This is a genomic window from Bradyrhizobium sp. 62 (assembly GCF_023073035.1).
Classification (GTDB): domain Bacteria; phylum Pseudomonadota; class Alphaproteobacteria; order Rhizobiales; family Xanthobacteraceae; genus Bradyrhizobium.
Map to the genome: position 1 here is coordinate 305105 of NZ_JADPIT010000002.1, position 26533 is coordinate 331637.

The 26533-nt window shown below is 64.6% G+C and carries 19 protein-coding genes, 1 pseudogene and 1 riboswitch; of the genes and pseudogenes, 12 read left to right on the forward strand and 8 right to left on the reverse strand.

Translation table 11 applies throughout. The features are described from left to right. Window positions 1-162: 162 nt before the first annotated feature. Window positions 163-1542 (reverse strand): CmpA/NrtA family ABC transporter substrate-binding protein, encoded by a 1380-nt coding sequence (locus IVB47_RS01585; RefSeq protein WP_247459465.1) that lies wholly within the window; start codon window positions 1540-1542, stop codon window positions 163-165. A 159-nt stretch (window positions 1543-1701) separates the two neighbouring features. Here IVB47_RS01585 and IVB47_RS01590 point away from each other — a divergent pair, with 159 nt between their 5' ends. Further along, window positions 1702-3630, forward strand: coding sequence for a sigma 54-interacting transcriptional regulator (locus IVB47_RS01590; RefSeq protein ID WP_247459466.1), 1929 nt, complete (start codon window positions 1702-1704; stop codon window positions 3628-3630). Window positions 3631-3636: 6 nt separating this feature from the next. Here the strand turns inward: IVB47_RS01590 and IVB47_RS01595 are convergent, their stop codons facing one another. The 3 genes from IVB47_RS01595 to IVB47_RS01605 are packed head-to-tail and all read right to left on the reverse strand — an operon-like array spanning window position 3637 to window position 6273. After that, window positions 3637-4515: a sulfurtransferase gene (locus tag IVB47_RS01595; RefSeq protein WP_247459468.1), complete on the reverse strand. Its 879-nt coding sequence runs from the start codon at window positions 4513-4515 to the stop codon at window positions 3637-3639. 46 nt (window positions 4516-4561) lie between these two features. Continuing rightward, window positions 4562-5695, reverse strand: a complete 1134-nt coding sequence (locus tag IVB47_RS01600) for an acyl-CoA dehydrogenase family protein (protein ID WP_027567656.1) — start codon at window positions 5693-5695, stop codon at window positions 4562-4564. A gap of 35 nt (window positions 5696-5730) precedes the next feature. Beyond that, a complete protein-coding gene (locus IVB47_RS01605) occupies window positions 5731-6273 on the reverse strand; it encodes an OsmC family protein (protein ID WP_007612153.1) in 543 nt (180 codons plus the stop codon). 245 nt (window positions 6274-6518) lie between these two features. On the opposite strand from IVB47_RS01605, the gene IVB47_RS01610 reads away from it, so the two are divergent. After that, window positions 6519-7184, forward strand: coding sequence for a TetR/AcrR family transcriptional regulator (locus tag IVB47_RS01610; RefSeq protein ID WP_247459470.1), 666 nt, complete (start codon window positions 6519-6521; stop codon window positions 7182-7184). A 77-nt stretch (window positions 7185-7261) separates the two neighbouring features. Here the strand turns inward: IVB47_RS01610 and IVB47_RS01615 are convergent. Then, a pseudogene (locus tag IVB47_RS01615) lies at window positions 7262-8820 on the reverse strand (alpha/beta fold hydrolase). Window positions 8821-8968: 148 nt separating this feature from the next. Here IVB47_RS01615 and mddA point away from each other — a divergent pair. From mddA to IVB47_RS01640, 5 genes are all read left to right on the forward strand, one after another. After that, window positions 8969-9769, forward strand: a complete 801-nt coding sequence (gene mddA / locus IVB47_RS01620) for a methanethiol S-methyltransferase (RefSeq protein ID WP_247459472.1) — start codon at window positions 8969-8971, stop codon at window positions 9767-9769. Beyond that, window positions 9766-10443: a helix-turn-helix transcriptional regulator gene (locus tag IVB47_RS01625; RefSeq protein WP_247459473.1), complete on the forward strand. Its 678-nt coding sequence runs from the start codon at window positions 9766-9768 to the stop codon at window positions 10441-10443. The genes mddA and IVB47_RS01625 overlap by 4 nt, the downstream gene beginning before the upstream one ends. Continuing rightward, window positions 10440-11417, forward strand: coding sequence for an NADPH:quinone oxidoreductase family protein (locus tag IVB47_RS01630; protein WP_247459475.1), 978 nt, complete (start codon window positions 10440-10442; stop codon window positions 11415-11417). The genes IVB47_RS01625 and IVB47_RS01630 overlap by 4 nt, the downstream gene beginning before the upstream one ends. A 28-nt stretch (window positions 11418-11445) precedes the next feature. Continuing rightward, entirely contained in the window at window positions 11446-12195 is a 750-nt protein-coding gene (locus IVB47_RS01635; protein WP_247459477.1) for a hypothetical protein, read from the forward strand. Between the two features lie 171 nt (window positions 12196-12366). Beyond that, window positions 12367-14070, forward strand: a complete 1704-nt coding sequence (locus IVB47_RS01640; protein ID WP_247400402.1) for an amidohydrolase — start codon at window positions 12367-12369, stop codon at window positions 14068-14070. 61 nt (window positions 14071-14131) lie between these two features. On the opposite strand, the gene IVB47_RS01645 is transcribed toward IVB47_RS01640, so the two are convergent. Further along, on the reverse strand, window positions 14132-15331 hold the full coding sequence (locus tag IVB47_RS01645) for a TrmJ/YjtD family RNA methyltransferase (RefSeq protein WP_247287302.1): 1200 nt from the start codon (window positions 15329-15331) through the stop codon (window positions 14132-14134). A 369-nt stretch (window positions 15332-15700) separates the two neighbouring features. Here IVB47_RS01645 and IVB47_RS01650 point away from each other — a divergent pair, with 369 nt between their 5' ends. Together IVB47_RS01650 and IVB47_RS01655 are read left to right on the forward strand one after the other, a co-directional pair. After that, complete coding sequence (locus tag IVB47_RS01650) at window positions 15701-16915, forward strand: NADP-dependent isocitrate dehydrogenase (protein WP_027518867.1); 1215 nt, start codon at window positions 15701-15703, stop codon at window positions 16913-16915. Window positions 16916-17014: 99 nt separating this feature from the next. After that, complete coding sequence (locus IVB47_RS01655; protein ID WP_027567646.1) at window positions 17015-17509, forward strand: DUF3455 domain-containing protein; 495 nt, start codon at window positions 17015-17017, stop codon at window positions 17507-17509. 4 nt (window positions 17510-17513) lie between these two features. Here IVB47_RS01655 and IVB47_RS01660 read toward each other — a convergent pair whose 3' ends face one another. Beyond that, entirely contained in the window at window positions 17514-18740 is a 1227-nt protein-coding gene (locus tag IVB47_RS01660) for a cyclic nucleotide-gated ion channel (RefSeq protein ID WP_247459479.1), read from the reverse strand. 4 nt (window positions 18741-18744) lie between these two features. Further along, complete coding sequence (gene alaS, locus IVB47_RS01665) at window positions 18745-21438, reverse strand: alanine--tRNA ligase (protein ID WP_247459480.1); 2694 nt, start codon at window positions 21436-21438, stop codon at window positions 18745-18747. A 222-nt stretch (window positions 21439-21660) separates the two neighbouring features. Beyond that, window positions 21661-21750: riboswitch (glycine riboswitch) on the forward strand. Window positions 21751-21893: 143 nt separating this feature from the next. Here alaS and gcvT point away from each other — a divergent pair. From gcvT to gcvP, 3 genes are all read left to right on the forward strand, one after another. Continuing rightward, window positions 21894-23042, forward strand: a complete 1149-nt coding sequence (gcvT, locus tag IVB47_RS01670) for a glycine cleavage system aminomethyltransferase GcvT (RefSeq protein WP_247459481.1) — start codon at window positions 21894-21896, stop codon at window positions 23040-23042. Window positions 23043-23053: 11 nt separating this feature from the next. Then, on the forward strand, window positions 23054-23422 hold the full coding sequence (gene gcvH, locus IVB47_RS01675) for a glycine cleavage system protein GcvH (protein ID WP_247437404.1): 369 nt from the start codon (window positions 23054-23056) through the stop codon (window positions 23420-23422). A gap of 180 nt (window positions 23423-23602) precedes the next feature. Further along, window positions 23603-26467 (forward strand): aminomethyl-transferring glycine dehydrogenase, encoded by a 2865-nt coding sequence (gene gcvP / locus IVB47_RS01680; RefSeq protein ID WP_247459548.1) that lies wholly within the window; start codon window positions 23603-23605, stop codon window positions 26465-26467. Window positions 26468-26533: the final 66 nt, after the last annotated feature.

Genomic DNA, 26533 nt, shown 5'->3' on the forward strand with positions numbered 1-26533 from the left:
CCCGGCGAAGGCCGGGACCCATACCCCGTGATCTATCGGAGCCGAAAGGTCGTGGTACCGAACAGCGTGTCTTCGCCAAACTCCCCCCTGAGGTTATGGGTCCCGGCCCCCGTGCGCAGCGCGCACTAGGCCGGGACGACAGCGGAGGCACATCGCGGCCGCTCACGACGCCTTCCTGATCTTGAAGCCCGCCAAATAATCCTCGGGCTTGGCCGGATCGAAAGTCTTGCCCATCACCGCGAACGATTTGTAGCTGCTGGCCGGCGGCGCCAGGCCCATCTCGGTCATCAGCTTCCTGGTGTCGGTGGCGAGATACACCTGCTCGGCGACCGCCTTGTAGTCGACATCGCCCTTGATCTGGCCCCAGCGCTTCATCTGCGTCAGCATCCACACCGCAAAGGACTGCCAGGGGAACGGGTCGAAATCGACGCGCTTTTCATCCGTCTTCACGCCGCCGAGGCCATCGGCATAGGTGCCGGTCAAGACCTGTTCCAGCACCGTGACCGGCGCGTTGATGTAGTTCGCCGGCGCGATCGCCTCGGCGATCTGCTTGCGATTCTCCGCCTTCGACGCATAGGCCGTGGCATCGACGATCGCGCGCGTCAGCGCGGCAAAGCTGTTCGGTGCCGTGGTGATGAACTCGCGGCTGGCGGCGAAGCTGCAGCAGGGATGGCCGTCCCAGATTTCCTTGGACAAAAGATGCATGAAGCCGACGCCGTCATAGATCGCGCGCTGGCAGATGTTGTCGGGCGCGAGGAAACCGTCGATGTTGTCGGCGCGCAGGTTTGCCACCATTTCCGGCGGCGGCACCGAACGCAGCTGCACGTCGGTTTCGGGGTCGATCCCGTGTTCGGCGAGATAGTAGCGCAGCAGATAATTGTGCATGGAATAGTCGAAGGGGATGGCGAATTTCATGCCCTTCCAGACCTTCGGGTCGCGCTTGTCCTTGTGCTTGCTCGCCAGCACGATGCCCTGCCCGTTGATGTTCTCGATCGCGGGCACGGCGAACGGAATGGCGTTGGCACCTAAGCCAAGCGAAATCGCGAGCGGCATCGGCGCCAGCATGTGCGCGGCGTCGTATTCCTTGTTGATGGTCTTGTCGCGGATCACGGCCCAGCCGGCGGTCTTGACTACGTCGACGTTGAGGCCGTGCTTGGCATAGAAGCCCAGCGGCGCCGCCATGATGATCGGCGTGGCGCAGGTGATCGGGATGAAGCCGACCTTGAGATCCTTCTTTTCCGGCGCGCCGGCCTGCGCAAAGACTTCGGTAGCGGTCTGAAGCGGGAAGAACTGCGACAGAGCGGCCAGCGCGGTGGAGGCACCGACCGATTTCAAAAACGCGCGCCGCGCCACATCCTGCGGAAACATCGCGCGCATCACGGCAGAGGCGACGACGCCCTCGTAGCGCTTCTCCTCGCTCTCGACGGGATCACAGCGCAACGCGGTGGCCTGCTCATGCTCCGCCGCGGATTGATGCTGACCGCAGGCACAGCCGGCTCGCAGGTTGCGATCGGGATCAAACGGATTGTCGAAAGTGGACATCGGACCTCCTGCGCGTCGTTGCGAGGAGAATTACGCAAGGAGCATGCCATCACCTTCAGGCTGGCCAGTGCCTTGATGACGCGGCACTTTCGCTCGCACTTGGTCGTTACGAAAAATCGTGATAAACGATATTTCGTAGCTTAATAACGAGATTTCGTAATGGCAACGACGCCACTACTCGCCCACGATGATGTGGCCCCGACCATCGATCCGCGCGTCGCGGCCTTCGAATCCTCGGTCGAAGCGACGCTGCTGGTCGATCCCTTCGGCGACCAGATCGTCGATGCCAATCCCGCTGCTTGCACCCTGCTCGGCTACGACCGCGCGCTGCTGCGCCAGACCAGGGCGAGCACGCTGCATGCCGGCGAGCTTCCGGCGCTGACCGTGTTCACCCAGGCCGTGCTGCACAAGGGCGCCTACTGGACTACGGCGCTCAACCCACGCCATGCCACCGGGCAAAATCTCCGGCTCGAATATGCCGGCTGCGTCCTGCCCCATGACGGGCGCACGCTGGTCCAGCTCACCCTAACCGATCTCGACGCGCGCCGCCGCCGCAATGTCGACGCCGCCGCCGAAGACCACATGCGCAGCGGCATCTCGACCTGGCAGCGGGTCGAGCGCGTGTTCCAGGACATCGAGCGCGAGAACCAGCTGATCCTGCGGGCCGCCGGCGAAGGCATTTACGGCGTCAACGCGGAAGGAAAGACCACCTTCGTGAACCCCGCCGCCGAGCGGATGCTGGGCTGGACTGCCGAGGAGCTGGTCGGCAAGGAAATCCATCCCATCATGCACCACACCCACCATGACGGGCGGCACTATCACAACCATGACTGCCCGATCTATGCGGCGTTCCGCGACGGCGCCGTGCACCAGGTCGACGGCGAGGTGTTCTGGCGCAAGGACGGCTCGCCGGCCTGGGTCGAATACACCTCCACGCCGCGATCACGGAGCGGCGTGGTGGTCGGTGCCGTCGTGGTGTTTCGCGACGTCAGCCAGCGGCGCGAAGCGGACGAGAAGCTGCACGCTGCGCTCGCCGAGGTCGATCGCCTGCGCGAACGTCTCGAGCTCGAAAACGCGTACCTCCAGGAAGAAATCCGCATCGAGACCAATCCGCGCGGCATCATCGGTGGAAGCGAGGCGATCCAGACAACGCTGCGCCAGGTCAAGTTGGTGGCGCCGACCAGCGCCGCGGTGATGATCACCGGGGAATCTGGCACCGGCAAGGAGCTGATCGCGCGCGCCATCCACGAGGATTCCACCCGCAGCGACCGGCCGCTGATCCGCGTCAACTGCGCCGCGATCCCGCGCGAATTGTTCGAGAGCGAATTCTTCGGCCATGTCCGCGGCGCCTTCACCGGCGCGACGCGCGACCGCATCGGCCGGTTCGAACTCGCCGATGGCGGCACGCTGTTCCTCGACGAGGTCGGCGAGATCCCGCTCGAATTGCAAGGCAAGCTGCTGCGCGTGTTGCAGGAGGGCAATTTCGAGCGCGTCGGCCAGGAGCGCACGCGCGCGGTCGACGTCCGCGTCATCGCCGCGACCAATCGCGACCTCAAGCAGGAGGTTCAGCGCGGGCGTTTTCGCGAGGACCTCTATTTCCGGCTCAACGTGTTTCCGATCGAGACGGTGCCCCTGCGCGAACGGCGCGAGGACATTGCGCTGCTCGCCCAGCATTTTCTGACCCGCGAGAGCAAGGCGCTGAAATCGAATCTGCGCTTGTCGGAAGGCGATGCGCGGCGGCTGACGCGCTATGACTGGCCGGGCAATGTCCGCGAACTACAGAACGTGATCGAGCGCGCCGCGATCCTGTCGCAGAACGGCCGTTTGCGGATCGATCTGCCCGACCCCTCCGGCGCGCAGGCCCCAGCCGGCGCCGCGCGGCAGAGGACCGACGCACGGCCCGCTGTGATGACGTCATCCGAAATGCGCGACCACGAGCGCGCCAACATCCTGGCCGCGCTCGAGGGCTGCGCCGGAAAAGTGTTCGGCCCCGGTGGCGCGGCCGAGATGCTGGATATCAAGCCGACCACGCTGGCCTCGCGGATCAAGGCGCTGGGGATTACGCCCCGTCCGCGAGCCCTCGGTTAGTGGCGATCACGCCGCCTTGGTCGTGACCTCCGATGCGATCGGCAGTCCCTGCTCGATCGGCAGTGACGGATCGCGCGACCATTCGTTCCAGGAGCCGAAATACATCCGCACGTCCTTCACGCCGGCGTTCTTGAGCGCCAGGAACGTGTTCGAGGCGCGCGCGCCCTTGAAGCAGTAGAGATAGACCGGCGTCGACGGCGAGATGCCGACCGTGGCGCATTCCGCCAGGATCTCGTCCTTGGACTTGAAGCGCGATCCCTCGGCGGTCGGTTTCATCATGCGATACCATTCCAGCCACACCGCACCGGGGATGCGACCCTTGCGCGGGCAGAAATCCTTCCCGTAGGGCGACGAGCTGTCGCCGATCCATTCGTCGACGTCGCGTACGTCGAGAATGGCGACGCCCGGCTTGCCGACGGCCGCCAGCATGGTCTTGGCGTCGATCAGAATCTCGCCCGCTTCAGGCACGATTCCGAACGACACCTTCATCGGCGCCGGCACATCTTTCGTCACCGGAAGACCTGCGGCAGCCCAGGCATCGAAGCCGCCATGCAGCACCTTGATCTTGGGATAGCCGAGCATGGTGAGCAGGTAGTAGCCGCGGCAGGACTGGCCGAAGCCTGAGTTCATCGACTGCTCGTAGATCACGGCCGTCTCCTTGCCGGACAGACCCGCGCCGCCGAAGGCATCGGCGAACTTGGTCTTCAGCTCGCTCATGCCTTCCGGCGTCGAGGTCGCAAGAAACGTGAAGATCTCATGCACGTTCACGGCGTTGGGAAGGTGCCCGGCGCCATAGGCGTCGGGGTTGCGGGTGTCGATCACGACACAGGGCTCGGTTTTCAAGAGATCGGCAAGTTCGCTGGCAGAGATCAGAACGTCCGTCATTGGCAGCCTCTCCGTTGAGGTTCGATGGTGGGTGGGCTCGTAAAATTCAGGAATCGGCGAGCATCTTGCGCAGCTGCTTGGTGGCAGGCGTGACGATCGCGACGAAATAGGCCTCGCGCAGGCGGCGCTGCGCGCGGTGGCTCTTGAGGTAGCCGCGCGCACCACAATGCAGCATCGCCGCGTGCGCCGCCGCGACGCTGGCTTCACCGGCGCGCAGCCTGAGCGCGATCACCTTGCGCCAGTAGGTCTCCTCCTCGTTGTAGGGATCACGCGCCAGCGCCATGGTCTCGGCCTCGAGCTCGGCGGCGAGATCGCGGAAGTGCACCGGCTGTTGCGGCAGATAGCGGTTGATGTGGCCGAGGGGATTGTCGACCTCGTCCATGATGTTGATGCAGTCCTTGATGAGCCCGAGCGCCATGCCGGCCTGCAGCAGGATGAAGCCGGCGCGGATCTTCTTCACGAAAGGTGCGGCGGGATCGGCCAGGATCAGCTCGTCAGGCACGAAGGCGTCCCGGAACTGCACGCCATAGGTGCCGGTGCCGTCCATGGCGAGGAACGGCTTGCATGGCGTCAGTGTGATCGCGGGATCGGAGCAGTCCGCCAAAAACATCACTTGGCCGGGCTCGCCACTTGCGATGCCCGGCTCGTCCTCGCGTTCGAAGATGGTGCCGAAATAATGATCCGGTCCGAGATTGGACACCCAGGGCAGCGCGCCGCGCACGATGTAGCCGCCTTCGACCTTGCGCCCCTTCAGCTTGAGCTTTTCGATGCCGAAAAAGCTCTTCATCGGATTGGAGAGTCCGGTGCCGCCGAGCACGCGACCGGTCGAGAACGCATCGCCGAAGCGCTTTGCCAGCTTCATGTTGGTCGAGTTGGCCGCGTACCAGACCAGTGTGTTCTGGCACCACGCCATGAAAGCAGTGCTGCCGCAGACCTCACCGATCTCAGCCATCGCCTGAATGGCACAGCGCAGATCGGCAGGCCCTTCGTGCGGCACGTGACTGCCCCAGGCACCGACCTCGCCGAGCTTGTGCAGCACATCGGCCGGATAAATGGTGCCGGCATCGATGCCGGCGGCGAGCGGCGCGAGCTGCTCCCGCGCGATCCGCGCCACCTCGCCTGCAATGGACGGTGCGGGCTGATCCAAAACTTCGGCCCGTGATAAAGCCAGTGAACCCATGATCGTCTCCCGCACCTTGTCCTGTTGCCGTCAGCTCAGATGCCGACCTCGAGATTGACCGGGCGGGTGAAGGTGTTGGCGACTGGCGACCATTGCTTCACATGGGCGACCAGCGCATTGATTTCGTCCGGCGAGATCCCCTCACATTCCATGTCGACCTTGACGCGCACGTCCGTAAATCCAACGGGCTTGTCCGAGACATCGCCGGTGCCCCAGACGGCGGTAATGTTGAGATCGCCCTCGAGCTCGAGCTCGAGCTTGTTGACGATCCAGCCGCGATGCACGGCGTTGGCGTGCAGGCCGACGGCGAGGCAGGAGCCCAGCGCGGCGAGCGAAGCTTCGGACGGATTGGGCGCAGTGTCGTCGCCGAGCAGACCGGGCGGCTCGTCGACGATGTAGGGCTGCAAATTGCGGATGTAGTTGGCGTGGCGGAATTTTCCTTCCGCGACCGTCTTGCACTTCAAGGTCTTGATGACCTTCGGATTGGCCTTGCCGTTGGCGATCAGTTGCTCGAGGCCATTCTTGTCGATGGGCGCGAGGCAACCCGTCAGCACTGTCTTTTGAACGACGGCAGTCATCATCTTCTCCCTGGCAGAAGTGGAAATCGGTAGGATACCGAACGGTCTGTTTCCTTGCATGGAGCGTGCCAGAGCCGACCAAAATCAAAAGGCGAAGTATTGGAGCCGCTTAGCGAACGCTGCCTGCGAATTGATCAGCCGCCGTTTGCTCAAAGGCGATGCAGACGGGCTTTCCCGTGCGAATCTTTTCAGCGCGGACAGATGCGGCTTGCTGATGCGGCGCGGCTGCGGGTAAGTTTGGACTCATGGCCAAGCCCTCACTGAACAAGACGTCAAAGAAGAAGTCTCATTCGCCGCACGGCGGCGCCAGTGACGACGAGTCCGCGCGCGGACGCCTGCTCAGCGCGGCGACGCATCTGTTCTGCAAGAACGGCATCAACGCCACCGGCATCGACGCGATCATCGCGGAAGCCGGCACCGCGAAGACCACGCTCTATAAATTATTCGGCTCCAAGACCAATCTCGTCAACGCGGTGCTGGAGAGCGAAGGCAAGCAGTGGCGCGAATGGTTCATCGGCGCCATGGAAGAAGGCGGCGGCGACGCGCAGGCCAAGCTCACGCGCATCTTCCCGGCCCTGAAGAGCTGGTTCGCGGAGGAGCGCTTCTACGGCTGCCCCTTCATCAATGCGGTCGGCGAGCACGACAAGGACGCCAAGCAGTTCCGCAACATCGCGATGAAGCACAAGAAGATCGTGCTCGGCCACATCGAGAAGCTCGCTGGCGAGCTCGGTTCGAACGAGCCCCTCGTGCTCGCACATCAGCTCGGGCTGTTGATCGACGGCGCCATCGTCGCGGCGATGGTGTCGCGCGATCCGGGCGTGGCCGATACGGCGGCGCTGACGGCAGGTTCCCTGCTCAGCCAGCCCAAGGCAAAGAAGAAGCGCGCGGCGGATCAGCTCGAGGCGGTGTGATCGCTCCCATCCCGTGGCCTCATGAGCGCTGCGACATGCGGGACGATCGTCCCCGGATGTCCGCTCGCTCATCCGGGCTACAGCACTCGCAGCCGCTCCCTCGGTAGCGCATCGATGAACCGCTTGATCGCATCGAGCACCGGCTGCTGATCGCCTGCAAAGAACCAGTGATCATGGCCGTCGAGCTCGACGAATTGCGCACCTTTGATCCGGCTCGCCACATCGCGGCCGGCCGCGATCCGTACGGCCTTGTCGTCACGACGATGCAGCACCAGTGTCGGCATGGCAATCTGCGGCAAAAGCTGCCGCACGTCGGCGTCGCGAAACGCCTCGAGCACCGCCGAGATGCCGCCAGGACTGGAGGCCGCGCGCAATAGCCCGGCCCACCAGGCGCGTGCCTGGGGATCGCTCGCAAGGCTGGGCGCAAAGGTTTCAATCCCCACCGGACCTCCCCATTGCGCGATGAGGTGCTTGCTCCAGGCGTCGTACTGGCTGGCGCGCAGCGCGTGCGGATAATCCTGCGACCAGCAGCCCTTGGCCAATGCACCGAACAGGATGAGTCCGGCCACGAGATACGGTTCATCGACCGCAAATTTGATGCAGGCTGGTCCACACTCGGATGCGCCGAACAGCACGACGCGGCGCGAGCCGGTCGCGCGGAGCACCGTGCCGATATCCTCCGCGGTGACGTCGATACCGGGGGCCGATCCAACCCGGTCGGACAACCCGATGCCGCGACGATCGAACACGATCAGGCGCCCAAGCTTCATCAGCGAGGCCAGAAACGCCCGGCTCGCGGGGTGCTCCCAAGCGCGCTCCACATGCGACACGAAGCCGGGCATGACCAGGATGTCGAGCGGGCCGCTGCCGTAGGTCTGATACGCCAGATGCACACCAGCGCCCTTGACGTAGCGCGTCGCTGGAACGTCGGCTGCCGCCGCAGGACTCATCAACGCCTCGGTCTCGGCTTCGGGCGTAACACCAAGCTCGTCACGCAGCCGCTGCCTCAGTGCCGCGTGGTGCCGCTCTGCCGCACTGCGGTCACCCGCCAGCAGCAGACTGCGGATCAGATGCCGGCCGTAGACCTCGCTCAAAGGATCGAGCTCGACCAGACGGGTCGCATGCGTGGCCGCGGAAAAGTAGTCGCCGGGGGCGGTCTTGTCCTGCACCAGGCGCTCCAGCGCGTGCATCAGCCGTCCCCGCAGCGCCTCGCGGCGGAAGAACGCCCAGTCGTCGAATTCCGGACAATCCTCCGGCGAGAAGCCTGCGAGGAAATCTCCCCGATAAGTCTGACAGGCCTCGTCAAAGTCACCGCGATCGCAGGCGCTCTCGAACAGATGTGCATCGACCTGCAGCGCGACTGCCGGAGACCATCGCAGGTGGTCCGGTCGGTCTCGAACACCTGCTGACCGAGCGTCAGCTCGATGCGGTGAAGCAGCCGCCGCAATCGCGCAAGCCCGGTCTCGCGGTCAGTTTCAGGCCACAGCAGCGTCGCCACGATTTCGCGGGCCACGGCGCCCTTGGCCTCCGCGAGATAGACCAGCAGCGCGAGGCCCTTGCGCAAGGCCAATTTGATCGGGCGGCCGTCGGCGTGGACCTCAGGGAACCCGAACGTCCCCAGCGAGAAAACCGTCATGAAAGTCCTCCCTCCCCTTGCGGCGCCCCCGGGGGACGCACAGGGGACGGTCCAGCAATAGCAGTCGGGGCAGATCGAGCCTGCTCGCGGGCGAGCAATTCAGGCTCCTGCATGCGGCACGGCTCCATCAGGCACAATAGGAAAAAACATGATCTCGCGCCTCCTGATCCTGCTCTACGCCATCGTGAGCTACGTGATCTTCACGGTCTCATTTCTCTATGCGCTCGGTTTCGTCGGCAATTATGTCGTGCCCAAGTCGATTGATAAGTCGATCGACATGCCGATCGGCGTCGGCAGCCCGACGGACCTGAGCGTGGCCATCGTCGTCAACCTGCTGCTGATGGGCCTGTTTGCGATCCAGCACAGCGTCATGGCGCGCCCGGTCTTCAAGCGATGGTCGGCCAAATTCCTTCCCCCCGCCTGCCAGCGCAGCACCTATGTGCTGCTCTCCAGCCTGATCCTGCTGTTGCTGTTCTGGCAGTGGCGCCCGATCCCGACGCCGGTCTGGCAAGCGAGCGGAATAGCGGCCTGGTTGCTGATCGGCGTGCATTGGCTCGGCTGGCTTGTCGCGTTCGCCTCGACCCACATGATCGATCATTTCGATCTGTTCGGCCTGCGCCAGGCCTTCGTCGCGTTCCGCGGGAGCGAGATACCAGGTCAATCGTTCAGAACACCGCTGCTCTACAAGATCGTGCGCCATCCCATCATGCTCGGCTTTCTGCTCGCGTTCTGGGCCACGCCCGAGATGACCGTCGGCCACCTTCTGTTTGCGCTCGCAAACACCGCCTACATCCTGGCCGCGCTTCAGTTCGAGGAGCGCGACCTGATCGCCGAGTTCGGCGCGACCTACCAGGATTATCGCCGGCGCGTTCCCATGCTGCTGCCGCGTCTTTTCGGTCGTCGGACGGAAGATCGCCAGCCGCCTCGGCCTGCTGGAGCACCCCGATGAGCGCAATGTCACCTGTCCCCCGGATGTCGGCGGAGGCCGCCACGTTTGCCGATACGCTGGATGGGCTCGACGTCGGTCTTTGTCTCGTTGACGCGGAGGCGCGTCTCATTCACGCCAATACTGCCGGGCGGGACATGATCGAAGCGCGCGACATCCTGCACGAAATCCGCGGGCACCTCGCGGCTTGCGATCCGACGGTCAACCGCACCCTGCAGCATTTTTTCGCAGCCGCCGGGCAGGAAAACGCGTTCCTCGGCGCCGACGGGATCGCGGTGCCGATGATCGGGCGGGATGGGAAGCGCCACGTAGCCCATGCTCTGCCGTTGACTTCCGGCGCGCGCCGACTTGGGGGCGTCGCCTACAGCGCCGTCGCAGCGTTGTTCGTCCGCAGGGCGGCGCTCACGATACCGCCTCGTTCCGAAGTGATTGGCAAGGCATTCAAACTGACGCCGACCGAGTTGCGTGTGATGCTCGCGATCGTCGAACTCGGCGGCGTTCCCGAAGTGGCGGCGGCGCTCGGCGTCGCCAATACGACGATCAAGACGCATGTCCGGCGCCTGTTTGAAAAGACCGGTGCAGCGCGACAGGCAGATTTCGTCAAGCTTGTCGCGGGATATGCGACGCCATTACGCAAATCTGCCGAATGCAGACAATCCGTTGGAGCGACACGATGAGAGCAATTCTATGCAGCTCATTCACTGGCCCCGCCGATTTGCGCCTCAGTGAAATCGACGAGCCGAAGCCCTCCGGCGACGAGATCCTGATCGACGTCCATGCGGCCTCCGTCAGTTTCATGGACCAGTTGATGGTCTCGGGACTCTACCAGATGCGGCCGCCGACGCCCTTCGTGCCCGGCACGGAAGCATCCGGTGTCGTCATCGCGGTCGGCGGCGAGGTCACGGCATTCGCTCCCGGCGACCGCGTGGCATGCAGCGCTTGGACCGGCGGCTACGCCGAACGGATGATAGCGAAGGACTCGAAGTGCGTGCTTCTGCCGGAAGGCGTCGCGTTCGAGGCAGCGGCGACGGTCCTGCACAATTACGGCACGGCCTATTATGCGCTGGTCGAGCGGGCCAGGGCGCAGCGCGGCGAAACGCTGTTCGTCACCGGCGCTGCCGGCGGAGTTGGCCTTGCCGCCGTCGATCTCGGCCGCCATTTGGGCTTGCGCGTCGTCGCCGGTATCGGCTCCGATGACAAGGCCGCCCTGGTTCGCAATTATGGAGCCAGCGACATCGTCAATTATCGTAGCGAGGATCTGCGCGACCGGATCAAGGCGATCACCGGCGGCGAAGGGATCGATATCGGCTTCGACAATGTCGGCGGCGCGATATTCCAGCAGATGGCCCGGTCGATGAAGTGGGGCGGAAGGCTGATGCCGATCGGCTTCACCAGCGGCGAGATTCCCCAGCTCCCAATGAACCTTCCGCTGCTGAAGAACTATTCCATCCTCGGGGTCTTCGTCGGCGCCTGGGCGGAGAAATTCTCGCTCGAAGCGGCGCGCATGAACGCCACGCTGATGCAATTGCTGGCCGGCGGAAAAATCCGCCCGCACATCGATCGCATCCTCCCTTTGGAGGAGGCCGGCGAAGCCATGCGTGCCGTGGCCAACCGAACGGTTCAGGGGCGAATTGTCCTCAAGATCAGGTAAAGTGCACGGGGAAGAGAGAACAAAACCGATGACACAGATCATCATCGACAAACGCTTTTGCGGTCCTCCGAACTCCGGCAACGGCGGCTATGTCTGCGGCCGGTTGGCCCGCCACATTCCCGGCGCCGCGGAGATCACGCTGCGCGCACCGCCGCCGCTGGACACGCCACTCGATGCGGTCGCAACGGACGACGGCGCATGGCAGCTTCGCGATGGCGACAAGATCGTCGCGACCGGGCGGCCGGCAAGCGTCGAGCTTGCGCGCGTGGAAACAGCCAGCTTCGAGGAGGCCTGCGCGGCCGAATTGTTGACGCCGGTGAAGCCGCACGAGCATCCGCTGCCGACATGTTTCGTGTGCGGCCCCGCAAGGGCCAAGGGAGACGGCCTGCGCATTTTTGCCGGCTCGCTCCGTGGTCACAACGCCGTTCTGGCAGCGAGCTGGACACCGGATAAGAATCTTGCCGCCGACGACGGCCTCGTCGCGCCGGAATTCCTCTGGTCGGCGCTCGACTGCCCCACCGGCTTTGCCTGCAATTGCGATCAGCAGACCGGCAGCTTCGACAAGGCACCGTTGCTGCTGGGGCGGATGTCGGCGCGGATCGAGGCCCGCCCGCACCCCGGCGAGCCCTGCATCATCACGGCCTGGCCGACGGGCCGCGATGGCCGCAAGCGCACGGCCGAGGCTGCTGTGCATGGTGGAGCCGGGAAGTTGCTGGCGGTGGCGCGCACGACATGGATTGCGGTGGAGCGCGAGGTGCAGCTCGGGCGTCGTTCGTAGAGGGGACATGGGCGCCCGGTACCGGGACGGCCAGCTTTCCAGCTAACCACGGGAGCACTCCACTTTGCCATCCGTGCGACGCTGCCAACCGTCGAGAAGCGTTGAACCCACGTTTAATCAAAGATACTCTTGCAGCTGTCGCCAAGCAAAAAAGATCCAAGAGGGTACGCGATGGTCCGCAAGTTAAAGGCATTTGCAATACTTGCTACGGGCATGTTCGTCGCTGGCGTCGCAAATGCCGAGGCACAGCAGCCGGAGCTTAATGCGCCTGACCTCGTCCTCGTTAATGGCAAGGTTCTGACCTTAGACGACCGATCGACCGTCACGGAGGCAGTCGCCGTCGCGGATGGAAAGATCATCGCGACCGGAACCAGTGCTTCGATCAAGGCGCTTGCAGGCGCCCGGACCCGCGTGCTCGACGTGTCCGGCAAGACCGTCATCCCCGGATTGATCGATACACACGCTCACTTCAAGGCCGCTGGTCTGGGCGACTATGTCGTAAGCCTGGGCCGAGCCAAGACCGTCGCGGACGCGCTCGAGGCCATCAAATCATTCGCCACCAAGAAGAAGCCGGGTGAGTGGATTGTAGGTGGCGCGTGGCATCCGCCCTCACAATTGGCCGAGAAGCGCTATCTCACGAGGCAGGAGATCGATAGTGTTGCTCCGAACAACCCGGTCTATCTTCGCACCGTCGGGCATTTCTCGATGGCGAACACCATGGCTCTACAAGTGGTCGGTGTCGACAAGACCACCGCGGACCCGAGTGGTGGAAAGTTTGAACGCGACGCAGCCGGTGAATTGACCGGCGTGCTCGTGGAGACGGCGATCGATCGAGTCGAGAAGGCCGTACCACCTTGGACAGAAGACGACGAAATGCGGCAATTCACCATTGCCGAAGGTGTGCTGAACAGCTTCGGCATCACCAGTGTGATCGAAGGCGCAACAGAGCCACGTGATGTCCGAACGCTGCAGAAGCTTGTCGCAGCGGGGAAAGCCACTTTGCGCACCGGCGTGATGTTTCGACCGGAGCCCCCCGCCGATCTGACCGCATGGGAAGCGATCATGTCAGGCAATGGCGCCTCATCAGGGTTCGGTGACGATTGGCTCAAGTTCGCCGGCATCAAGATCTTTTACGACGGCGGCATGACGCTGAAGACGGCGCTCATGCGTGACGTGTACCCCGATTCACACGACAACTATCACGGCATCACGCAGCAGACACCTGAGCGGCTGAAGCAACTCATCTCCGTCTGCAACCGTTATGACTGGCGTGTCGGAGTCCACGTCGTGGGCGACCTGGGTGTTGACCAGGTGCTCGATGCCTTCGAGGCAGCGGATAAAGAAAAATCGATCCGCGACCGTCGCTTCGTCCTCATCCACGCCAGCCTGATCCGGCCAGAACAGATGGAGCGTGCGCAAAGACTAGGAGTCCGCATCGATTTTCAGAATGTTTTCATGTGGGATAAGGGAGCGACCGTCGAACGATTTCTCGGGAAAGCGACCGCTGACCGCGCCGTGCCGACCAGGACGTTGATCGAAAAAATGGGACTCAACAGCCTCGGCGCCGGGACGGATTTTCCGGTCAACCCGATCAACCCCTTCCTCAACATGTACATCATGGTGACAAGGAAGGATCCCAACGGAAACATCTACGGCTCGGCAGAAGCTATTACGCGCGAGCAGGCCCTACGGCTCTACAGCAGCGCGGCTTCGCGCTACAACTTCGATGAAGCCCGCAAAGGGACCATTGAGCCCGGAAAGCTGGCGGACATCGTGGTGCTCTCCGCTGACTACGCGGCCGTGCCCGAGGAGCAGATCAAGGACATCAAGGCGGACCTGACCCTGGTCGGCGGCAAGGTTGTCTTTCAGCGCTGAACCGGCGCTGATCGGCCAAGGTGAGCGAGAGCGACAATTCGCTCTGCTTCCCGACGAAAATCTACACGCCCTTCTCGATCATCCCCTGCAACCGCACCAGCTCCGCCTCGATATCCCGCTCGACATCCGCCGCCCGCATCTCGATCACCCGATAGTCCCTTGCCTCGAGCCACGCCCGCCGCGACGCGCGATCCGCGACGATCGTCTCGTTCTCACCCGTGTTCACCAGCTCGATCGCGATCCGATGCGGGAACGAGACGAAGTCCGGGATGTGCCGCCCCACAGGGGTCTGGCGCTTGAACCCGCCTGCGAAGCGGCGGTCGCGGGTGAGGGCCTGCCAGAGCAGGCGTTCGGCATCGGTCGGGTTGCGGCGGAGCAGGCGGGCGAGGCCGCGCACGGTGGAGCCGCTGTCGGGAACGCCGCCGCCCTGACCGTGCTCGGCCAAAAGCGCACGCAGCCGCGTTGCCTGCTCGCCGTCGAGCACACCGCCCTTGGCCGGGCCCTTGCGTCCTTCGGCGATCGCCATCACCACCCCGTGCAGGGTGTGCATGTCCTGCTTGGTCGGCTCCATCCGGGTGAAGATGTTGCGCAGGTTCACCAGCATGGTGTCGCGCTTCTCGGCCGGGCGCAGAAATTCGACCCGGTCGAGTTCGCGGATCAAATTGTCGAAGAAGGCCTGCATCTGGTGTTGCGAGGCGCGTTCGGAGCGCTCCGGCATCGCGTGCGGCAGCTCGCCGGAGGTCGCCCGCTTGAACCATTCGTAGCCGACCAGCAGCACGGCCTGGGCAAGGTTGAGCGAGGCAAAGCCCGGATTGACCGGGAAGGTGATGATGCGGTTGGCGAGCCCGACCTCCTCGTTAGTCAGCCCCCAGCGCTCCCGGCCGAACAGGATACCGGCCTTGCCGCCCGCCGCGACGTGCCCGGAAATCTCGCTAGCTGCGGCTTCCGGCCCCACCACCGGCTTGGCCTGGTCGTGGGGGCGCGCGGTGGTGGCGAACAGCAGGTCGAGATCGGCGACGGCCTCACCGACCGTGTCGAACAATTCGACATTGTCCAGAATATAGTCGGCCCCGGCCGCGGCGCGCTGGGCGGCGATGTTGGGCCAGCCGTCGCGAGGATTGACGATGCGCAATCGGCTCAGCGCGAAGTTGCCCATGGCGCGCGCGGCCATGCCGATGTTTTCGCCAAGCTGCGGCTCGACCAGGATGACAATGGGACCGTCGAGGGAAAGGCCCGCCTTGCTCTTGTCAGTCCCCGACATCTCGCTTCGCTTTCACACTGGTTCTCAAGGCCTTGGAGAGGCGCTCTTCATGAATTGATTCAAGGCCGGTCCTGACCTGGTCTCGACCCGGATTTGACCCAGTCTTGGGCCGGCTGCCCGTCCGCCTGTCGTTTGCCTGTCCTGACGAAATTCTCAAGGGAAATAATGGGTTGGATTCGACTTTTGAATCTCGCCTGAAACCTCAGCCCGGTCCCCGCGGCAGGGCTGCTCCCGCCCCCCATCTGCGGAGGCTGGATGAGCTAAAAGTGCATAATCCCTTGGCTTTCGCCCGCTGCTATCAGGTGCTAAGAGGCGGCGGATATTCCCGTGGCGCGCCACAAGCGCCGTTCCGAAGAGGCTTCCCCGATCATGGCAAAAATCAAGGTGTCCAACCCCGTCGTCGAACTCGATGGCGACGAGATGACCCGGATCATCTGGCAGTACATCAAGGACAAGCTGATCAACCCGTTCCTCGATGTCGAGCTGCTCTATTTCGACCTGGGCATGGAGTACCGTGACGAGACCAACGATCAGGTGACGATCGACGCCGCCGAGGCCATCAAGAAGGTCGGCGTCGGCGTCAAGTGCGCCACCATCACTCCGGACGAGGCGCGGGTGAAGGAGTTCAACCTCAAGCAGATGTGGAAGTCGCCGAACGGCACCATCCGCAACATCCTCGGCGGCGTGATCTTCCGCGAGCCGATCATCTGCAAGAACGTGCCGCGCCTGGTTCCCGGCTGGACCAAGCCGATCATCATCGGCCGCCACGCCTATGGCGACCAGTATCGCGCCACCGACATCAAGTTCCCCGGCAAGGGCACGCTGACGATGAAGTTCGTCGGCGAGGACGGCACGGTGATCGAGAAGGAAGTGTTCAAGACCCCGGGCGCCGGCGTCGCCATGCAGATGTACAATCTCGACGACTCCATCATCGACTTCGCCCGCGCGTCGTTGAATTACGGCCTGCTGCGCAACTACCCGGTCTATCTCTCGACCAAGAATACGATCATGAAGATCTATGACGGTCGGTTCAAGGACATCTTCCAGGACATCTACGAGCGCGAGTTCAAAAAGGAATTCGACGCCAAGGGCCTGACCTACGAGCACCGCCTGATCGACGACATGGTCGCCTCCGCGCTGAAATGGTCCGGCGGTTATGTCTGGGCCTGCAAGAACTACGACGGCGACGTGCAGTCGGACACCGTGGCACAGGGCTACGGCTCGCTCGGCCTGATGACCTCGGTCCTCCTCACCCCCGACGGCAAGACGGTGGAAGCCGAAGCCGCCCACGGCACGGTGACCCGCCACTATCGCGAGCACCAGAAGGGCAAGGAGACCTCGACCAACTCGATCGCGTCGATCTTCGCCTGGACCCGCGGCCTGTCGCACCGCGCCAAGCTCGACAACAATGCCGAGCTCGCCAAGTTCGCCAACACCCTGGAGAAGGTCTGCGTCGACACCGTCGAGGAAGGCTACATGACCAAGGACCTCGCGCTCCTGGTCGGCGCCGACCAGCGCTGGCTCTCGACCACCGGCTTCCTCGACAAGGTCGCCGAGAACCTCGGGAAGGCGCTGGCGGCGTAAGCCGTCCGCAATTTCGCCCGACTGGGCCGGACATCATCACGGGCCGCGTCGCAAGCGCGGCCCGTTCGCTTATTTGGACCTTTGCGTGGAGATGCGACCATGTCGATCAAGCTTGCCGTCCCCTGCCTGTTGCTGCTCGCTGGACCGGCTCTGGCCGCCGACCCACTCCCCGACGCCATCGCGGCGCCCGGCGAGAGCGTCGTGCTCAGCGTCCACGCCGAGGGCGCGCAGGTCTATGAGTGCAAGGCCGGCACCGACGGCAAGCTCGCCTGGGGTTTTCGCGAACCGATCGCCACCCTGCTGTCTGAGGGCAAGACGATCGGCCGTCACTATGCCGGACCGAACTGGGAGCATGCCGACGGCAGCGCCGTGGCCGCCAAGGCCGCCGGCAATGCCCCGGGTACCACCGCGGCCGACATTCCCTGGCTGAAGCTGGAAGTGACGACCCACCGGGGCAGTGGCGTCCTCACGCCGGTTACGACGGTTCAGCGCATCAACACCCATGGCGGCAAGCTCGAGGGTTCTTGCGACAAGGCCGGCGATTTCAAGAGCGCGCCCTATTCGGCCGACTACGTCTTTCTAAAGAAGGGCTGAGCCCTCAGCGGTCGGTGCCTTCGCGCTCCGCCTGCGCCAGCTCCGCCACCGCAAGGTCGCCGCTCCCCTCCAGCCGCGCCTTTGCCGTCTTGTGGACATGCGCGGCGAGCGTCGGCATGCGTTCGATCAGGGCGTGAAAGTCCTGGGCGTCGAGCACGAGCAGCCGGGTCTTGCGCGTCGCCGTCACCGTGCCGCTGCGTTTTGTCTTATGCAGCAGCGCGATCTCGCCGAAGAAAGTGCCATCCGCGAGCCGCACCTGCTGGTTCGGCAGCGCGATCTCGACCTCGCCGGCGGTGATGAAATACATCGACGAAGCCGCATCGCCCCGCCGCACCAATATCTCGCCCTGCTCGATCGTGCGCGCCCGCAGCAGCCGCATGATGTCGGCGATCTCGGATGCGCTGAGATGCGAAAACAGCGGCACCCGCGCCAGCATGCCCCAGGTGACCACGAAGTCGCGCCGCTTCACCTCTTCCGCAAAGGCCGTCGAGATGATCGCGACCGGCAGCGCGATCATGGCAAATCCGCTGATGATGGTGAAGACGGAGATGAACTTTCCGAGCGCCGTCACCGGCACGACGTCGCCGTAGCCGACCGTGCCGAGCGTCACGATCGCCCACCACATCGCCTGCGGAATGGTGCCGAGCTTGTCCGGCTGCACGTCGCGCTCGATGGCGTAGAGCAGCGAGGCAAACGTCAGAACCGCGCCGATCAGGATGACGATGCAGCCGATCAGCGCCCGTCGCTCCGCGTGCACGGCCGCGAGCAGCGAACGCATCGCCGGCGAGTAGCGCACCAGCTTGAAGAACGGCAGCACGCCGAGGGCTGCCAGCGTCGCATGCCGGCCCGTGGCGAGCACGATCGCGGCCGGCAGGAACGCGAGCAGATCGATGATGCCGAGTGCGGAGAAGACATAACTGAGCCGATCCGACAACGCGGACGCCGCGCGCTGGGTATGGCCCGCCACCGTCCACAGCCGCGCGGCATATTCCAGCGCAAACACGATCACGGACAGGATGGTGATCGCCGAAAACAGCGCGCCGAATTCCGCGTCCAGCTCCGGCACCGAGGCAAGGATCATCGCGACCACGTCGAGCACGATGACGCCGATGATCAACTGGATGAAGCGCGACCCGACCGAGTAGGCCAGCGGATCGTGCTCCAGCAATTCGTAGAGGCGATCCCTCAGATCGGGATCGGCTGAGCCACGTCCTCGCGGAACGGGGCGCACCTGCCTACGCGCCGGCCGATTTTTGTTCGATCATGGCTTTTTCGATCGCCGTGAGCGCCGCGGCCGCATTGGCGCCATCGGGGCCGCCGGCCTGGGCCATGTCGGGCCGGCCGCCACCGCCCTTGCCGCCAAGCGCCTCGGAGGCGACCTTCACCAGATTGACCGCATTGAAGCGCGAGGTGAGGTCCGCGGTGACGCCAACCACGACGCCGGCCTTGCCGTCCTCGGTGACGCCGACGATGGCGACGACGCCGGAGCCGATCTGCTTCTTGCCGTCGTCGGCAAGGCTCTTGAGATCCTTCATCTCGATGCCCTCGACCGCGCGCGCCATCAGCTTGACGTCGCCGACTTCGCGCACGCCTGAGGCCGCGCCGTTGCTCGAAGCTGCACCGCCGCCCATCGCCAGCTTCTTGCGGGCGTCGGAGAGTTCGCGCTCGAGTTTCTTGCGCTCCTCCATCAGCGCGGCAATGCGCGCCGGGACGTCGTCGATCGAGGTGCGCAGCTCGTGGGCCGCGGTCTTCGCCAGCGCCATGGTGTCGTTGGCGTGTTTTCGCGCGTAGTTGCCGGTCAGCGCCTCGATGCGGCGCACGCCGGAGGCGACCGCGCTCTCACCCGTCAGCGTGATCAGCCCGATGTCGCCGGTGCGCTTCACATGCGTGCCGCCGCACAGTTCGACCGACCAGCCGAGTGCGTTGGCGCCGCGCTCGCGCGCGGTCCGGCCCATCGAGACGACGCGAACCTCGTCGCCATATTTTTCGCCGAACAGCGCGCGTGCGCCGGCCTCGCGGGCCTCGTCCACGCCCATGACGCGGGTCGAGACCTCGTCATTCTCCAGCACCACCTCGTTCGCAATGTCCTCGACGCGCGCGAGCTCTTCCGCCGTGATCGGCTTCGGATGCACGAAGTCGAAACGCAGCCGATCCGGCGCGACCATCGAGCCGCGCTGGGCGATGTGGTCGCCGAGCACCTGGCGCAGCGCCTCGTGGATGAGATGCGTGGCCGAGTGATGCGCGCGGATCGAAAAGCGCCTGCCGTGATCGACTTCGAGCTGCAGCGCGGTGCCGAGCTTCAGCTCGCCGCTCTCGACCGTGCCGACGTGAACGAAGAAATCGCCGAGCTTCTTCTGCGTGTCGGTGACGCGGAATTTGATGCCGCCCTCGCCGGTCAATACGCCGGTGTCGCCGACCTGGCCGCCGGACTCCGCGTAGAACGGCGTCTGGTTCAGCACGATCGCGCCGGTGTCGCCGGCCTTGAGGCTCGTGGCTTCCTTGCCGTCCTTGACCAGCGCGGTCACCACGCCTTCAGCGCTCTCGGTCTCGTAACCCAGGAATTCGGTTGCGCCCAGCTTCTCACGCAGCGGGAACCAGATCGCCTCGGAAGCAGCTTCGCCAGACCCCTTCCAGGATTCGCGCGCCTTGGCCTTCTGACGCTCCATCGCATCGGTGAACGAAGCCTGGTCGACGCTGATGCCGCGCGACTTCAGCGCGTCCTGCGTCAAATCGAGCGGGAAGCCATAGGTGTCGTACAGCGTGAAGGCGACGTCGCCGTCGAACATATCGCCCTTCTTTAAGGAAGCGCTCTTCTCGTCGAGGATGGCGAGGCCGCGCGTCAGCGTCTTGCGGAAGCGGGTCTCTTCCAGCCGCAGCGTTTCCTCGATCAAATTTTCCGCGCGCATCAGATCGGGATAGGCCTGGCCCATCTCGCGCACCAGCGCCCAGACCAGGCGATGCATCAGCGGCTCTTGCGCACCGAGCAGCTGCGCATGGCGCATCGCGCGGCGCATGATCCGGCGCAACACATAGCCGCGGCCCTCGTTCGAGGGCAGCACGCCGTCGGCGACGAGGAAGGCCGACGAACGCAGATGGTCGGCGATGACGCGGAACGAGGCCACGGTCTTCTCGTCCGGTCCGCTTCCGAGAGCAGACGCCGTCGCGTCGATCAAATGACGGAACAGGTCGGTCTCAAACACGCTGTCGACGCCCTGCATGATGCAGGCCATGCGCTCCAGCCCCATGCCGGTGTCGATCGAAGGACGCGGCAGCGCCACGCGCTCCTCCTTCGTCACCTGCTCGTACTGCATGAACACCAGGTTCCAGAATTCGAGGAAGCGATCGCCGTCCTCCTCCGGGGAGCCGGGAGGCCCGCCCCAGATGTGCTCGCCGCGATCGATGAAGATCTCCGAGCACGGGCCGCACGGGCCGGTGTCGCCCATCGCCCAGAAATTGTCCGAGGTCGGGATGCGGATGATGCGATCCTCGGAGAAGCCCGCGATCTTCTTCCACAGTCCGGCCGCCTCGTCGTCGGTGTGGTAGACCGTGACGAGCAGCTTGTCCTTCTTGAGCCCGAACTCCTTCGTGATGAGCGTCCAGGCCAGCTCGATCGCACGCTCCTTGAAATAGTCGCCGAACGAGAAGTTGCCGAGCATCTCGAAGAAGGTGAGATGGCGCGCGGTGTAGCCGACATTGTCGAGGTCGTTGTGCTTGCCGCCGGCGCGCACGCATTTCTGCGACGTGGTGGCGCGCTGATAGGGCCGCTTCTCGACGCCGGTGAAGACGTTCTTGAACTGCACCATGCCGGCATTGGTGAACATCAACGTCGGATCGTTGCGCGGCACCAATGGCGAGGACGACACAATCTCGTGGCCGTTCTCGGCAAAGAAGTTCAGAAAGGTCGACCTGATCTCGTTGACGCCGCTCATGTTCATCCAATCGGGTGTGCTTGCACCCGCCTTCCAGCCATCCAAACCGCGAGTTTGGGCTGATATCTGCGGGTCAAAGCGCTTTTAGACAAGGCCAGCTTCGCTGTCCAGAAACTGTGCAGCCAGATCAAGGCGTTGCCGCAGTCGCGTAATCCGTTGGAAAGCCGCCGATGCCGCGTTGACAGGCTTGGCCGGCCTGTGGTCTTTACCCATCTGTATCGTACGGCCACGTCGGGAGAGACCGGCACTGGTAGCCGGCGCCGAAGGAGCAACCGCCCCGGAAACTCTCAGGCAAAAGGACCGCGTGGCTTTGACAGCATCTGGAAAGAGGCGCCGACGGGTTTAGGTCCGGACAGCGTCCGCCGACGGGATAATACTCTCAGGCACAGCGACAGATGGGGCTTCGACTGGTGTCCACGGGAAATCGTTCCCGGGGAACCGCCGAGGGCCCCCCGATGCTTGCGCGTGACGACAAAGACTCCCTGAAACGTACCCCCCTTTACGATCTTCATGTCTCGCTCGGCGGCAAGATGGTGCCGTTCGCGGGCTATGACATGCCGGTGCAATATCCGGCCGGAGTCCTGAAGGAGCACCTTCATACCCGCAACGCAGCCGGCCTGTTCGACGTCTCCCACATGGGCCAGATCGCGCTCCGGCCGAAATCGGGCAAGGTCGAGGACGCCGCCCGCGCGCTGGAACGGCTGGTGCCGCAGGATATCATGGCGATCGCGCCTGGCCGGCAGCGCTACGCCCAATTCACCAATGCCGAGGGCGGGATTCTGGATGATCTGATGGTCGCCAATTTCGGCGATCACCTCTTCCTGGTGGTCAATGCCGCCTGCAAGGCCGAGGACGAGGCGCATCTGCGCGCGAATCTCTCGGACGACTGCGTCATCGAGCAGCTGGCCGACCGCGCGCTGATTGCGCTGCAGGGGCCGAAGGCGGAATCGGCGCTGGCGAAATTATGTGCAGAGGCGCCCGACATGAAATTCATGGATTCCGGCCCGCACAAGGTCGCCGGCCTCGACTGCTTCGTCTCGCGCTCCGGCTATACCGGCGAGGACGGGTTCGAGATTTCGGTTCCTGCCGGCGATGCCGAACGGCTGGCCAAAGCGCTGCTCGACAATCCCGACGTCATGCCGATCGGGCTCGGCGCCCGCGACAGCCTGCGGCTCGAAGCCGGGCTCTGCCTCTACGGCCACGACATCGATACCGCGACCACGCCGGTCGAGGCCGCGCTGGAATGGTCGGTGCAGAAGAGCCGCCGCACCGGCGGCGCGCGCGCCGGCGGCTTTCCTGGCGCTGCGAAGATCCTCGCTCACTTCGATCACGGCGCATCCCGCCGCCGCGTCGGCCTGCGCACCGAGGGCCGCGCGCCGGTGCGCGAGGGCGCGCTGCTGTTTGCGGACGCGACCTCCGGCGAGCCGATCGGAAAGGTCACCTCGGGCGGTTTCGGCCCGAGCCTGAATGCGCCGGTCGCGATGGGCTATGTGCCCACGGCATCGAGCGCGATCGACACAAAACTCTTCGCCGAAGTGCGCGGCCAACGCCTGGCCGTGCAAATCGCCGCCATGCCCTTCGTGAAAAACACCTACAAACGCTGAGGACTGAGAAAATGACCACGACGCTGTACACCTCCGACCACGAATGGCTCGCGATCGACGGCGATGTCGCCACCGTCGGGATCACCGACTACGCGCAGTCGCAGCTCGGCGACGTCGTGTTCGTCGAATTGCCCAAGCTCGGCCGCACGCTGAAGAAGGCCGAACCCGCCGCCGTCGTCGAATCCGTGAAGGCCGCATCGGACGTCTACGCGCCTGTGACGGGCGAAGTGCTCGAGACCAATGCTGCGCTCGCCGCCGAGCCCGCGCTGGTGAACTCGGATGCGCAAGGCGCGGCCTGGTTCTTCAAGATCAGGATTGCCGACAAGAGCGAGCTCGGCGGTCTGATGGACGAAGCGGCGTACAAGGCCCACACGGCGTGAGATGATGCGAACTCCGACCTCATATTCGGTGTCATCGTCCGCCTTGTGCGCACTGCGCACTGGGGCGGACGATCCAGTACGCCGCGGCCCATCGGCCCTAGCCGAAGCGGCTGCGTTTACTGGATGCTCCGCCTTCGCGGAGCATGACGACGACAAGAACATCTGAAGCGAGGACCCATGATGACCGCGCACCGCAAATCCAACGGCGACACCACCAGCTTCGTCCGCCGCCACATCGGCCCCTCCGCGCGCGACGTCACCGCGATGCTCGAGGCCGTCGGCGCGAACAGCGTCGATACGCTGATGGCGCAGACGCTGCCGGCCTCGATCCGGCAGACTGCCCCACTCGATCTCGGCAAGCCCTTGAGCGAGACCGAAGCGATCGCGCATATGGCCGAACTCGCCGCCCAGAACCAGGTCTTCACCTCGCTGATCGGCCAAGGCTATTCCGGCACGATCCTGCCCGCGGTGATCCAGCGCAACATTTTGGAGAACCCGGCCTGGTACACGGCGTACACGCCCTACCAGCCCGAAATCAGCCAGGGCCGGCTCGAGGCGCTGCTCAACTTCCAGACCATGATCTGCGACCTCACCGGGCTCGACGTCGCCAACGCCTCGCTGCTCGACGAGGCCACCGCTGCCGCCGAAGCGATGGCGCTCGCGGAGCGGCACTCACGGGTCGAAGCAAAGGCCTTCTTCGTCGACAAGGACGTGCATCCGCAGACGCTCGCGGTGATGCGCACCCGCGCGGAGCCCCTGGGCTGGACCCTGGTCGTCGGCGATCCCCTCACCGATCTCGACAAGACGGACGTGCTTGGCGCGCTGCTGCAATATCCGGGCAGTTCAGGCGCTGTGCGCGACCTCAGGCCCGCGATCGCCAGCCTGAAGGCCAAGGGCGCACTCGCGATCATCGCCGCCGATCTGCTGGCACTGACACTGCTCGCCTCGCCCGGCGAGCTCGGCGCGGACATCGCCATCGGCTCGGCGCAACGTTTTGGCGTGCCGATGGGTTATGGCGGGCCGCACGCGGCCTACATGGCGGTGCGCGACGCGCTGAAGCGTTCGCTGCCCGGCCGCATCGTCGGCCTCTCCGTGGACTCGCGCGGGATGCCGGCCTATCGCCTCGCGCTGCAGACCCGCGAGCAGCACATCCGCCGCGAGAAGGCGACCTCCAACATCTGCACCGCGCAGGTGCTGCTCGCCGTGATCGCCTCGATGTATGCGGTCTACCACGGCCCCGAGGGGCTGGCGCAGATCGCGCGCAACGTGCATCGCCGCGCCGCCGTGCTGGCGGCCGGCCTGCGCAAGCTCGGCTTTACGCTTCAGTCCGACAATTTCTTCGACACGCTCAGCGTGGATGCAGGTGGCAAACGCGCCGAGATCGTCGCGCGCGCCGCTGCCGACAAGATCAACCTTGGCGTCGGCGAAACCGCATTGCGGATCGCGCTCGACGAGACCACCACGCCCGCAACGGTCGAAGCGGTCTGGCGCGCCTTCGGCGGCCAGCTTGCCTATGCCGAGATTGACGCCACCACGCGCGAGGCGCTGCCGGAGGCGCTCAAGCGCGCGACCTCTTTCCTCACCCACCCCGTCTTCCACGCGCATCGCTCGGAAACCGAGATGCTGCGCTACATGCGCAAGCTCAGCGATCGCGACCTCGCGCTCGACCGCGCGATGATCCCGCTCGGCTCGTGCACCATGAAGCTGAACGCGACCACCGAGATGATGCCGCTGACCTGGCCCGAGTTCGGCTCGCTGCATCCGTTCGCCCCGCGCGAGCAGGCACGCGGCTATCACGCGCTGTTCGCGCGCCTGGAGAAGTGGCTGTGCGACATCACCGGCTATGACGCGATCTCGCTGCAGCCGAACTCGGGCGCGCAAGGCGAATATGCCGGGCTTCTGGCCATCCGCGGCTATCACGCGGCGCGTGGCGAGACGCATCGCAAGATCTGCCTGATCCCCTCCTCCGCCCACGGCACCAACCCGGCCTCGGCCGCGATGGTCGGCATGGACGTGGTGGTGGTCGCCTGCGAGAAGAACGGCGACGTCGACGTCAACGATCTCCGCGCCAAGGCGGAGAAGCATTCGAACGACCTCGCCGCGGTCATGATCACCTATCCCTCGACCCATGGCGTGTTCGAGGAGCATATCCGCGAGATCTGCGAGATCGTGCATGGCCATGGCGGTCAGGTTTATCTCGACGGCGCCAACCTCAACGCGCAGGTCGGCTTATCCCGGCCCGGCGACTACGGCGCCGATGTCAGCCATCTCAACCTGCACAAGACCTTCTGCATCCCGCATGGCGGCGGCGGCCCGGGCATGGGCCCGATCGGCGTCAAGGCGCACCTTAAGCCGTTCCTGCCCGGTCATCCCGCGACGGATGGGAAAGCGCCCGTGGGGCCGGTCTCGGCCGCGCCGTTCGGCTCGGCTTCGATCCTCACCATCTCCTACATCTACATTCTGATGATGGGCGGCGAAGGCCTCAAGCGCGCCACCGAGATCGCGATCCTCAACGCCAACTACGTCGCAGCAAGGCTCGATGCGCACTTCCCGGTGCTCTACAAGAACGAAAAGGGCCGCGTCGCGCATGAGTGCATCGTCGATCCCCGCGCGCTGAAGACGACGTCCGGCGTCACCGTCGACGACATCGCAAAGCGCCTGATCGATTACGGCTTCCATGCGCCCACCATGAGTTTTCCGGTGCCGGGCACGCTGATGATCGAGCCGACCGAGTCGGAATCCAAGGCGGAGCTGGATCGCTTCTGCGATGCCATGATCGCGATCCGGAAGGAAATCGCCGAGGTCGAGGCCGGCCGCTTCAAGATCGAGGCGTCGCCGCTGCGTCATGCCCCACACACCGTGCATGACATCGCGGACGACGATTGGAAGCGCGCCTACACCCGCGCCGAGGGCTGCTTCCCCGCAGGCACCTCGCGCACCGACAAATACTGGAGCCCGGTGGGGCGCGTCGACAACGTCTATGGCGACCGCAATCTGGTGTGCTCGTGCCCGCCGGTGAGCGATTACGCGGAGGCGGCGGAGTAAGACGCGACGGAGGTTTCGTAGGCTGGGCAAGGCGACTCGTCCGCCGTAGCTCGAAGAGCGAAGGCG